Annotated in this window: 11 protein-coding genes; 10 read left to right on the forward strand and 1 reads right to left on the reverse strand. The window is 54.2% G+C overall.

Annotated elements, in window-relative coordinates:
• Positions 1 to 44: 44 nt before the first annotated feature.
• From PMYSY11_RS10630 to PMYSY11_RS10645, 4 genes are all read left to right on the forward strand, one after another.
• Positions 45 to 698, forward strand: coding sequence for a DsbA family oxidoreductase (locus tag PMYSY11_RS10630; RefSeq protein ID WP_150549155.1), 654 nt, complete (start codon positions 45 to 47; stop codon positions 696 to 698).
• 195 nt (positions 699 to 893) lie between these two features.
• A complete protein-coding gene (locus PMYSY11_RS10635; protein WP_150549156.1) occupies positions 894 to 2,315 on the forward strand; it encodes an MATE family efflux transporter in 1,422 nt (473 codons plus the stop codon).
• 143 nt (positions 2,316 to 2,458) lie between these two features.
• Complete coding sequence (locus tag PMYSY11_RS10640) at positions 2,459 to 3,394, forward strand: autotransporter outer membrane beta-barrel domain-containing protein (RefSeq protein ID WP_090511735.1); 936 nt, start codon at positions 2,459 to 2,461, stop codon at positions 3,392 to 3,394.
• Positions 3,395 to 3,696: 302 nt separating this feature from the next.
• Complete coding sequence (locus PMYSY11_RS10645) at positions 3,697 to 4,452, forward strand: MipA/OmpV family protein (protein WP_079235560.1); 756 nt, start codon at positions 3,697 to 3,699, stop codon at positions 4,450 to 4,452.
• Between the two features lie 66 nt (positions 4,453 to 4,518).
• Here PMYSY11_RS10645 and PMYSY11_RS10650 read toward each other — a convergent pair whose 3' ends face one another.
• Positions 4,519 to 5,403, reverse strand: coding sequence for a LysR family transcriptional regulator (locus PMYSY11_RS10650; RefSeq protein WP_150549157.1), 885 nt, complete (start codon positions 5,401 to 5,403; stop codon positions 4,519 to 4,521).
• A gap of 139 nt (positions 5,404 to 5,542) precedes the next feature.
• Here PMYSY11_RS10650 and PMYSY11_RS10655 point away from each other — a divergent pair, with 139 nt between their 5' ends.
• From PMYSY11_RS10655 to PMYSY11_RS10680, 6 genes are all read left to right on the forward strand, one after another.
• Entirely contained in the window at positions 5,543 to 6,241 is a 699-nt protein-coding gene (locus tag PMYSY11_RS10655; protein ID WP_150549158.1) for a CoA transferase subunit A, read from the forward strand.
• Between the two features lie 47 nt (positions 6,242 to 6,288).
• Entirely contained in the window at positions 6,289 to 6,948 is a 660-nt protein-coding gene (locus tag PMYSY11_RS10660; protein ID WP_069899727.1) for a CoA transferase subunit B, read from the forward strand.
• A gap of 33 nt (positions 6,949 to 6,981) precedes the next feature.
• Positions 6,982 to 8,163 carry an acetyl-CoA C-acetyltransferase gene (locus PMYSY11_RS10665; RefSeq protein ID WP_150549704.1) on the forward strand — a complete coding sequence of 394 codons (1,182 nt, stop codon included), beginning with the start codon at positions 6,982 to 6,984 and terminating at the stop codon, positions 8,161 to 8,163.
• A 402-nt stretch (positions 8,164 to 8,565) separates the two neighbouring features.
• Positions 8,566 to 10,221 carry a UvrD-helicase domain-containing protein gene (locus PMYSY11_RS10670; RefSeq protein WP_338051128.1) on the forward strand — a complete coding sequence of 552 codons (1,656 nt, stop codon included), beginning with the start codon at positions 8,566 to 8,568 and terminating at the stop codon, positions 10,219 to 10,221.
• A 366-nt stretch (positions 10,222 to 10,587) separates the two neighbouring features.
• On the forward strand, positions 10,588 to 11,145 hold the full coding sequence (locus tag PMYSY11_RS10675) for a fimbrial protein (RefSeq protein ID WP_150549160.1): 558 nt from the start codon (positions 10,588 to 10,590) through the stop codon (positions 11,143 to 11,145).
• A gap of 60 nt (positions 11,146 to 11,205) precedes the next feature.
• The gene (locus tag PMYSY11_RS10680) at positions 11,206 to 11,757 is read left to right on the forward strand and encodes a fimbrial protein (RefSeq protein WP_150549161.1); all 552 of its coding nucleotides are present in this window, start codon (positions 11,206 to 11,208) and stop codon (positions 11,755 to 11,757) included.
• The last annotated feature ends 133 nt before the right edge of the window (positions 11,758 to 11,890 follow it).

Here is an 11,890-nt window from a genome sequence, read left to right on the forward strand (position 1 = left end):
GCAGTCTATGACGCAAGTGTTTGGATAAAAGCTTTGGAGCCACTATGAGCAGCTCAACCCCTGTATTGCAGATCGACATTGTCTCTGACGTGATGTGCCCCTGGTGTGTGATCGGCTACAAGCAACTCGCTCAGGCGTTGCAAGCCACCGGTACGGCCTATGAAATTAACTGGCAGCCGTTTGAGTTGAATCCGCAAATGCCCGCCGAGGGACAAAATCTGCGCGAGCACATCAAAGAGAAGTACGGCAGTACCGACGCCGAGTCGGCAGAAAACCGTGCCCGCATGACCGAAATCGGTAATGAGTTGGGAATCGATTTTCGTTTCAGCGAAGACATGCGCATGCACAACACCTTCAACGCCCATCAATTGTTGCATTGGGCCGAGCAGGGCGGGCGCAAACACGACCTGAAAATGGCGCTGTTCACGGCTCACTTTACCGATCGCCGTAACCTGTCCGATATCAACGTGCTGGCCGATATCGCCGCTGAAATTGGCCTGGACCGGGCGCAGGCACTTGCCGTGTTGCAGGATCAGCGCTACGCCGATGAGGTGCGCGGGAACGAGCAGTTCTGGGTCCAGCAGCAAATCACCGGCGTGCCTGCGGTTATCTTCAATCGCCGGCATCTGGTCACGGGTGCGCAGGGCGTAGCTAACTACACTTCAATGCTCAAGCAATTGAGCGAGATGCAGGACTGATCAACGCAGCGAGGCAGCTCAACATCTGACTGCCTCGATCTCGCGGGTAATAAATAACCGTGGTTCACCCATCACAGCGCGCCCCTGTTGTTGTGTTGCTGATGTGCTGCGGTTTATTTCCAGTTTGGCGGCTGCCAACAGCATCTACACTTTGACCCAAACCGCTTAATCCCTTCGGTGCTGACAGGAGTCCATGTGGCTAAATCTCGCCAAGATCTTTTCATTAATGGCTCGATTCCGCGTGCATTGTTAACGCTGGCATTTCCAATAATTCTCGCCAACATTCTTCAGGCTGGTTACCAACTCACCGATGCGTATTGGGTCGGCCGTGTCGGCGCCGATGCCATCGCGGCTGTGGCCGTCAGCGCGCCCGTCACATTCCTGGTGATCGCCATGGGTTCGGGGCTGGCGATGGCCGGCGCCACACTCACGGCGCAATACATGGGCGCCGGCAAGCAAGACATGGTCAACCATGTGGCCGCGCAGTCGATGTTAATGGTGACTATTACCTCGGTTGTGCTGGGGGCGCTCGGTTATTTCCTGTCTCCGCATTTGCTCGGCCTGCTTGGCGTAACGCCTGAGGTTCAGGAGGGCGCACTCGGTTACATGCGCGTCTCGTTTATCGGGGTGATATTCGTCTTCATTTATGTGATGTTCCAGTCGTTAATGCGCGGCGTTGGCCAAACACGCGTGCCGCTGTTTATCGTATTGGCCACGGTTATCCTCAATTTTGGCCTCGACCCGTTGTTCATCTTTGGCTACGGCCCGTTCAAAGGGCACGGCGTGATGGGCGCGGCAATGGCAACGCTGGTGACGCAGGGCATTGCCGCGTGCATCGGCATGATTATTTTTCTGCGCGGCCGGCATGGCATCAAGCTCAAATGGAGCGGTTTCAAGCCTGACTTCAATTACATCAAGAAAGCGTTTTTTCTCGGTTTTCCCGGTTCTGTTGAACTGTCGACACGCGGCCTCGGGCTGATCGTGATGTCGTTTTTGGTGGCCAGTTTCAGCACCACAACCATTGCCTCTTACGGCATCGGCTCGAATGTCCTGCAGGTGGTAATGATCCCGGCCATGGGCTTGTCGATGGCCGTCTCGACACTGGTCGGGCAGAACATCGGCGCCGGAAATATCCAGCGTGCTTCAACCATTACTCTGCTCGGCACGGCCTACGGTTTTACCGCCCTTACGCTGGTGGGCTGCATTGCATACTGGCTGGCGCCGCTGATCGTTGCGGTATTTGCCCCAACCGACCAAGCGGTGATTCGTGAAGGCTCACAGTTCATCCGCACCATGTGTCTGGCTTGGGGAGGAATCGGCGTTCAGCTGTGCGTGGTGTCGGCGTTTCGGGCGTCAGGCAACATGCTCAGCGCGATGATTATTGCCATGGTCTCGCAATGGATGATCCAGTTCCCGTTGGCCTACGTTCTGGCTAAGCACACCACCCTTGGCTCGGCCGGGATCTGGTGGTCGTTTCCGGTCACCAACATTCTGGTGGCGATAATTGCGCTGTGCTGGTTTGCGCGCGGCAGTTGGAAAAAGACCCGCATCACTGAAGAAGACATTCAGACCATCAAGGTTACCGATGGCGCGTTGACTGAGGAGGGCTATCGCTAGCCCGGTAATTTGCTCGCTAAAGCCATAATTTTCGCGGGCTATTACGCGCGATGAGAGGCGGGCAACAAAAGTACATGAGATTCACTACCCTTGGCTGATCAGCGTCTAGAATGATGCTTAATTTCTAACAGGGAAGTCGTTTCATGCCACATGCTCGCTATGCCGTTCCGTTGATCGGTATGTTTTTGGCAGCAGATGCAGCTGCAGAAGGCTTTATACTCCCAGAGGGCAATATTCAGGATCGCGCCAACGGTATTCTGGCGCTCATGGCCTACTCAGTCGTGCCCGATCTGGCCTCCAGCTCAATCAGCGTGGATGACAACAGCGCCGGCAATCCTGAAATCAACATGACCCAGTTCGGTGGCGGCGCCACCATCAGCAAAGAACTGCCGCTGTACCTCGAAGGTGCAGCCGCTTACAGCCGTTACGACCCAAGGTTTGTCGCCTCAGCCGGTAACGAGTCTCGCAGGGTGCCCGCTAAATGGACCTCGGTTTCGGCCACAGGTGGTATCGGCTGGGACTTCCCGTTGTCAGATGAGGTGGTGTTGCGGCCGATCGGCAACGTATCGCTCGGCTATGTCACCAGCGACCTGAACACCGCGCGGATATTCGTCAACAGTCAGTTCGACAAGGAAATCGACTTTCTTGATGACGGCCACATGAGTGCAGCCGGTTTGGGTGGTTCAATGATGATCGACTGGGAGCGTGTGCGCCCTGAGTATGAAGTCGATCTAGAATTGCGCTACAGCTACATACATCTCAAAAGCATCGGCGGCTCGGATGTGGTGCAGGGCAGTGCCAACGCCGAAACCGCCAACCTCTGGTCACGCTGGCGCGCGCCAACCCCGTTCAATGTCATGCACCGGCCGCTGCGCTATGTGCTTGAGTTTTCTTACTCGGAATACCTTGGCGACCAACGTGGAGTGCTGGGATTTGACCGCCTGGCCACAGCCGGTGTTGGCCTTGAGTTCGACTCAAGTGCGTATGACCTGTTTATCACGCGCACACGCCTGGTCGTGCGTCACGTACTGGGCGATAACCTCTCAGGCTTATCGCTGGGGCTGGCCGTGAGTTTTTAAACATAGTCGCTGCAACGTAAACCGAATGACTGCCAACAATATGCGTTTCAGCAACAGTAAATAGCGTTCACCTAAGCCATACAAACAGCTAATTAATGCTATTTTTGTTGAGGAAATCGACTTACCAGTTGTGAGCCTGCGAAAGGAATGAAGCAATAACTTGGCTAGCAGCTATAACCAACCTTAAGACAGTAGCCAAATACAAAAGATTCGACTCTTCGAATACATCATGGGGATTCTTGATGGTAAGTGCACTTCGCAAAATCGCAATGTGGTCGATTGCTGCCAGTATGGGCGCGCTAATGACCACACAATCTGCACTTGCCGACGTTGAGCTCGGTTCGCTGCAATTGTTATCTGAAGATAACGACACATCGCCGATTCCGCGTGGCTTTGCCGTCGGCGGCGTCGCACTCGGCACAAGTGCCCGCTACGAAGCATCGGGCAGCCAGGGTTATGTGATTCCGGGCTTTGTCTACTTCGGCGACGATTTACTGTATGTCGGCGACCGGGGACGCTATTACTTTCACCGTAATGAAAACTTCGCCGCATTCGCCTATGGCCGTGTTCGCTTCGGTAATCTCGACCCGGACGATGAACGCGAGTTTGAAGGCATGGATAAACGCCATTCGCAGCTTGAAGCAGGTTTAGGCGCCAACATTATTACCCCGTATGCCTTGCTGACCGCCCGGGCATCGACGGATATAACTGGCACCAGTAACGGCCAGGAAATGCTGCTCTGGGCTGACTTCCCCTGGCTGCATGATCGCTGGCTGGTGATGCCGGGAATGGGCGTTGTCTGGCGCTCAAGCAAAATGGCCAATTATTATTTTGGTGGCGTATCGGACGATGAAGCCACTTTCGAGCGCCCCAGCTATTCGACAGGCGCAACGGTTTCGCCGATGGTCTCGCTGATTACCATGTACCGCATCAGCAAGAACTGGATCGGCACCGCCTCGCTGGCTTATGAGCATTACGACAGCGATATTGCCGACAGCCCGTTGATCGATACCAAAGGCGAAACCACCTTCCTGATAGGCGCTGGTTATACCTGGTAAATACGCGTTAAATCGGCTGGCGCAGGTCAACTCGCCAGCCGTCTTGCTGCAGTCTGGTGATGCAACTCAGGCCACATGCATTGCCCGTAAAGAGTCGAACAAGGCCTGCGCTGATACCGATAGCTGATTATCCGGCTTGGTAAGAATGCCGATATTTCGCTCGACAATAGGCGCTTCCAGCTCAAGGCAATGCGCGCCCAACTCGCGCATTTGTTGCCTGCACAACGCCGGCACCGCGCTCACGCCAAGGCCGCTGGCAACCATCCGGCCCACTGTCGCCAATTGATGGCTCTCGAACACCACCGGCAATTGCATCGCGTGGCGCGCCAGATGCTGCTCAAGCATTACCCGCACGGCAGAAGGCCGTTGCAATGTAATAAACGGCTGATGCAAAAGGGTTGGCCAACTGACGGTGTGCTGCGCTGACAAGGGTGAATCGGTGCCCACCACGGCGATAAAACGGTCACGGTAAAGCGCGGTGAACTGCAACGATGTATCGCCATCCGGCTCGAAAGCAATGCCCAGCTCCACTTCGCGGTCGCGCACCATCGCAATCACCTGCTCGTTGATGACATCGTTAACGGTCACGTTGACGTTGGGGTAGCGCGCCCGGAAATTCATCAATACATCGGGCAGTAAGTTGCAGGCGAAGGAGGGCATGGCCGCAAGGGTTACGCGCCCTTGCTGCAAGGTGAAACGCTGGCGAAGTTGTTCCTCGGCATTCTCCCAGTCTGCCAGCAGCCGACGTGCCATTGGCAGCAGCGCTTCGCCCTCGGGCGTCAGATTGACGTTGCGGGTGGTACGGCTGAACAGGCGTCCACCGAGGCCGTCTTCCAGCGCCTTAATCGTCAGGCTCAGCGCGGATTGCGACAGATGCAGTCGTTCGCAAGCCTGAGCAAAACTCAGGCTTTGCGCCACTGCTAAAAAGGCCCGCAGCTGTTTGATGGTCATCCGTTGTGTTTTCCTGAGATCGTATTGTTTCGATTTTCTAATTAATCATGCTTAAAAATCAACTTAACAAAATACGCTATTGCGCCGAGACTCAAACCATACAGCCGCTTGCGGCCCAATAATAAAGAGGACAGTGCACATGGCAGGTTTTGATAAGCGCGTTAACTCCTACGCAGAGGCAATGGCTGGATTGAGTGATGGCATGACCGTCATCGCCGGTGGTTTTGGCCTGTGCGGCATCCCTGAAAATCTCATCGCCGAAATCAAGCGCATGGGCGCACGCGACCTGACAGTTGTTTCGAACAACTGCGGCGTCGATGGCTTTGGTCTCGGCGTACTGCTCGAAGACCGCCAGATCCGCAAAATGATCGCTTCATACGTTGGCGAAAACGCGCTGTTTGAAAAGCAACTGCTCAGCGGCGAACTAGAAGTCGAACTCACGCCGCAAGGCACCCTGGCTGAAAAAATGCGCGCCGGCGGCGCTGGCATTCCGGCGTTCTTTACCGCAACGGGTGTCGGTACGCCGGTCGCCGAGGGCAAAGAAACCCGTCAGTTCAATGGCCGCGATTACCTGATGGAAACCTCTATCGTTGGCGACTTCGCCATCGTCAAAGGCTGGAAGGCCGACTGGTATGGCAACGTGATCTACCGCCACACGGCACAGAATTTCAACCCGCTCGCGGCCGCTGCGGGCAAGATCACCGTGGTTGAAGTTGAAGAAATCGTCGCACCGGGAGAGCTGGAGCCTACCCAGATTCACACACCCGGCATTTATGTCGACCGAGTGATACTTGGCCAGTTCGAGAAACGCATCGAACAACGCACTGAGCGCTGCTAATCACCCGCGTCGAAACCGCGATATTTCAGATAAGAGAGAGATAAGAAATGGCCCTTTCCCGCGAACAAATGGCGCAGCGCGTTGCCCGTGAGCTGCAAGATGGTTTTTACGTCAACCTTGGCATCGGCATCCCGACGCTGGTCGCCAACTATGTGCCGGAAGGCATGGAAGTCATGCTGCAATCCGAGAACGGCTTGCTTGGCATGGGCGCGTTCCCGACTGAAGACACAATCGATGCCGACATGATCAACGCCGGCAAGCAGACGGTTACAGCGCGCACCGGTGCTTCAATTTTTTCCTCCGCAGAATCATTCGCGATGATTCGCGGCGGCCACATTGACCTCACCGTACTCGGGGCATTCGAAGTCGACGTCGCCGGCAATATCGCGTCCTGGATGGTGCCGGGCAAGTTGGTCAAAGGCATGGGTGGCGCGATGGATCTGGTCGCAGGGGCCGAGAACATCATCGTGACCATGACCCACGCCTCAAAGAATGGTGAGTCCAAGCTGCTGGAGCGCTGCTCCTTGCCACTCACAGGCGCCGGCTGCATCAAGCGCGTGCTCACCGATCTGGCTTACCTTGAAATCAGCGATGGCGCATTCATCCTCAAAGAACGCGCACCCGGCGTGAGCGTCGAGGAGATTATTGAAAAGACAGCCGGCAAATTGATCGTGCCGGATCACGTGCCAGAAATGCAGTTCGCCTGAGTCTACGGAGAATCACAAGTGACCGAACAAACCATTCAGGACGTCGTCATCGTCGCCGCCACCCGCACGGCTGTCGGCAGTTTTCAGGGCGCGTTGGCGCAAGTACCCGCCGTTGAATTGGGTGCGGTGGTGATCCGCGCGCTGCTGGAACAAACCGGTATCGACGGCGCAGATGTAGACGAAGTGATCATGGGCCAGGTGTTGACCGCAGGCGCAGGGCAAAATCCCGCCCGCCAGGCTGCAATTAAGGCGGGCCTGCCCAACGCCGTGCCGGCGCTAACCCTCAATAAAGTCTGCGGCAGTGGCCTTAAAGCACTGCACCTGGGCGCGCAAGCCATCCGCTGTGGCGATGCCGAGGTGATTATTGCCGGCGGCCAGGAAAACATGAGCCTGGCGCCCTATGTAATGCCGGGCGCACGCACCGGTTTGCGTATGGGCCACGCGCAAATGCTCGACAGCATGATTGTCGATGGCTTGTGGGATGCATTCAATGACTACCACATGGGCATCACCGCCGAGAATCTGGTCGACAAGTACGCTATTAGCCGTGAAGAGCAAGATGCATTTGCCGCTCAATCGCAAGCCAAGGCCAGCGCGGCGATCGAGGCGGGCCGCTTCACTGCAGAAATCACCCCGGTGATGATTCCGCAGCGTAAAGGCGAGCCAGTGGCTTTTGCGACCGATGAACAACCTCGGGGCGCAACCACCGCAGAAAGCCTGAGCAAATTACGCCCTGCATTCAAGAAAGACGGCAGCGTAACCGCCGGTAATGCTTCCAGCCTCAACGATGGCGCGGCTGCCGTGATGTTGATGAGCGCGGCAAAGGCCAAAGCGTTGGGCTTGCCGGTGCTCGCGCGCATCGCAAGCTATGCCAACGCAGGTGTAGACCCGGCAATCATGGGGATTGCCCCGGTTAGTGCCACGCAACGCTGCCTGGCCAAAGCGGGTTGGGCCTTGGCTGACCTCGACTTGATCGAAGCGAACGAAGCCTTCGCCGCGCAAGCGCTGGCCGTGGGTAAAGAGCTGCAATGGGACGCAGAGAAGGTCAACGTCAACGGCGGTGCCATCGCTATCGGCCATCCGATTGGCGCATCAGGCTGTCGGGTGCTGGTGACTTTGCTCCATGAAATGCTCAAGCGTGACGCCCATAAAGGCCTTGCGACCTTGTGCATTGGCGGCGGGCAGGGCGTAGCGCTGGCTATCGAGCGAGCGTAATCCCTATCCCGTGTGCAAAAGCCCCTTACCACGCATAAGGGGCTTTTTTTTTGAGTCGCAGAGCCCCCACAAACACTTGCGCGTATCTGCAAATTTCCCGCAGCAGCCTAAAAAAACATATGATATCAACGATATACATCTACCCGATGGACGTTGGTAATGCTCTCTGCTGTCAAGCGCTACAGGTTTCGTTTATCCGGCGCATTAGCCCGTTACTTCCCAAGGACGGCTGAATACCTGCGTGAGCAAGGTTCTCTGCACAGTCCATTAGCGCCAACTTCAAAACCGCGTACGGGCAAGAAATCTGTCAAGGCTTCAGCAAGCAAAGCCGTAACGGATAAAACTAAGCCAGCCAGTGCCGGGCGAAAGCGCGCAACACCCGGCATTTACTCCGCAAAGCCCATGGACATTACCCCGGCCCATGTTCAAGCCATGCGCGACAAAGTAGCTGCCGCCGTTCAAGCTGGCGTGATCAGCCAGCCTTCAGACGAGCAGTGGGCGATGATTGTCTGTGAGAGCCCGCTCACGCGTATTTTTGCCGGCGCAGGTTCAGGCAAGTCGACCACATTGGTCTTGCGCGTTGTGTTCATGCTTTGTCATATGGGCATAGAAGTAGACAAGCTTTGCGTCATCTCGTTTACCAGCGCCTCGTGCGCAGAGCTGCGTGAGCGCCTGATTAAGCTACTGCGGTTCTGGCAATACCCGTTCGATGCAACACAAGCCCGCGCAACCGTACGCACATTCCATTCCGCAATGGGCGTTATGGCCAAGGCCTCGCTGGGTAATCCGCAATGGTTTGAACAGTTGGGCGCGCGCGGTGCCAGCGCTGGTGAACTGGATAACCCGCTAACGGGCGCAAGATTGCAATCTGCACAGTTAAATCTTCTCAACGATGCCTATCAGCAGTGCTATTCAGAGGTTGCAGAATTCCGCGAGTTGGTTCATTCACTGCTGCAACTGCCAGCACCGCAGCAAACAGACGCGCCAGGCAAGGCGCCCATGGCTGGTTTCAAGCTTAATGGCGAGTTCAAACCAACGCCGCTGCCTGAGGCGTTTTATGCTCAGGCGCTGTTTATTGAAAGCATCGGCATCACGATTGCCGACATCCAGCTGCAAAAACTCCAATGCGCAGAGCAAGAACGCACCTTCATCAAAGCCTTGCAGCAGTTCAACGGCTACTTCATGGCCACTCTACAGGCGCATGGGCTCATGACCTTCAACTGCGCATTTGCTCAGCTCAGTGCCATGCTTATGGCGCCGGAGGAGGGCACTGCGCAGTCAGCTGCCAGTGCTTACAGCCACTTGTTGGTCGATGAGTTCCAGGACATCTCGCCGCAAATCGTTCAGTGGCTCCAAGCCTTGCATCGGCACTTAAGCACTCATAAACAGCACGTAAGCTTGATGGCCATTGGTGATGACTGGCAGTCGATTTACGCGTGGCGGGGCAGCTCGCCTGAATTGTTCATGAACTTCGACGTGCACTTCCCGTGCAAACCGAAAACCCGCACAAGCCAAGTGCTGATGCTGGAAACCAATTACCGTTCCATCGCCCCCATTGTGAAGGATGCGCAGAACTATCTGCAGGCAGTGGCCTGCAAGCAAGATAAAGCTGCAACGGCCGTGCGCAAGGCTCAATCTGGCGATCACGGGCTCAAACAGATTCGCGGTTTCGACCTTACCCAGCAAATGCCGCAACTGATCAAGCAGATCACCCAACAGTGCGACTATGCCGCGCAATGCAACTCCACTGAGGCCACAGCGGTGTTGCTGCTCAGCCGGCGCAATGAACCGCTAAAGCGCATAAAGGCCCAGCTGGATAAAGGGTTGGCGGTCAAGTGCATGACCATCCACCGCGCCAAGGGGCTGCAAGCGCAAGTGGCGATCATTCTGGACGACGGCGCCTCTGCGATGCATTACCCATTGCGTAATGCGCTGTATCAATATTCCGGGTTCTTTAGCAGCAGCTACGACCAAACCATGAACGATGAGGTGCAACGTCTTGGTTATGTCGCGATCACCCGAGCGGTAAGTCGGGCGTACTGGTACTCAAATAAGTGATAATTATCCTTTATTAATTACAGAACCATCAATAGGTTGGTTGTAATTCACACAAATGAAATAAACACGATTTGTCGTCGCAGTTTAATATGAAACGTTGAGTTACATATATAGTAAGTAGGCTCTGAACAGAAAGCACCTGCAGAACGTTTCTGCATCCTTAAGAGAAGTTACGAAAGTGTCTATTACTTCAAGTACATAAACTCGAAGTTCAATTACACTGCGGCTCATCAGAAAACTCCTACATATTTGCCTTTGGCCATTGGCTAGTATCGAATTTGCTCAGCAGTGCTTAATTCGTAACAGAGCGCGAGAGCAATGTCGGGGTTTCTACAAGTAATCTAAAATTCAAACATCGAGGGAACGATGAAGACTATATTGAGCTCAGCTTTATTCAGCGTAGGCGTCATGACGGCAGGTATCGCATCAGCGTCGGACGGCACCGTAAACTTCGTAGGCAGCGTAATTGGAGAAAGCTGCAATATCGATATTTCACAAGGCCAAGCTGTAAATGGTACTGGCCCTAACGGTTTGGTGACACTACCTACGTTGGGTATCTCTGCATTGCCAGGTGAAGGCTCAAAAGCTGGCAGCACATCTTTCTTATTGCTTCTTTCTGATTGTATGCCTGGAGCAACGGTACGGCCGTTCTTCGAGTCATCAAATGTAAACCCTTCAAGTGGCTACCTGCTAAACACAGTATCAACAACCAACGGCGGTTCGTCTGGCGTAGAACTGGAGATATTGAACGTAGATAATGAATCAATTGATTTGAGAACGAATCCCGAAAGCGTAAACTTTTTCCGAGATATAACCGATTCAGGGTCGACGGTGTTCGAATACTATGTCCAATATTCAGCAGGTGCAAATCCGACTTCGGGTGCCGTTAGCAGTGCGTTGACCTACACACTTCAATACAGATAAACCTTGGCAGTAATCACACTGGAAATTGGTTACATACTGTTTGACTATTAAGAGGTTTTTATGAAAAAGTTTTTGGCTTGTACGGTTTTGGGTTTTGGATTCATCGGTTCTGGTTTTGCTTATTCGGCTGATGGGATAGTCCAATTTAACGGCATGTTGACCGAAGAATCTTGCGATTTGTCAGTAGATGGCAATGGCTATTCCGATGGGATGGTAATTTTGCCGCCTGTACCATTGAGTGAATTGACAGTTCATGAGGATGCACAACAAACCCAATTCTCCATTGCTCTCAGAAACTGTAATACCGCATTGACAGTGCGCCCGCGTTTTGAAGCAGACAACACAATTTCGGGTTTCTTGGTAAACACGACACCGCCCGAAAGTGGTGGTGCTGAGAATGTTCATATTGCGCTCTATAACGAAGAAGGTACACCGCTGAATGCCGGTGGATACAACGCAGATGATAGGAATCCCTATAAGCCAGTTTCAGTGGATGGAGAAACAGTATTCTATTACAACGCGGCAGTCGCTGGCGTTGTAGGTGATGGGCCAAACTCTGCAACTGTTGGTCTGGTTACCAGTTCCTTGGTGTACAGCATAGAGTACAAGTAAGAGAACAACTGGTCCTTGTTCATGCTTATTGATGTTAAGCAGAATTTACATGAATATGGTTGTGGCCTAGAGAGTACTGTTAAAAGCAAACTGCACAACGCCAAGCAGTGAGTTGTGCAGGGCAGTACGAGGA

The sequence above is a fragment of the Pseudomonas marincola genome, assembly GCF_900682675.2.
GTDB classification, from domain to species: Bacteria; Pseudomonadota; Gammaproteobacteria; order Pseudomonadales; family Pseudomonadaceae; genus Aquipseudomonas; species Aquipseudomonas marincola.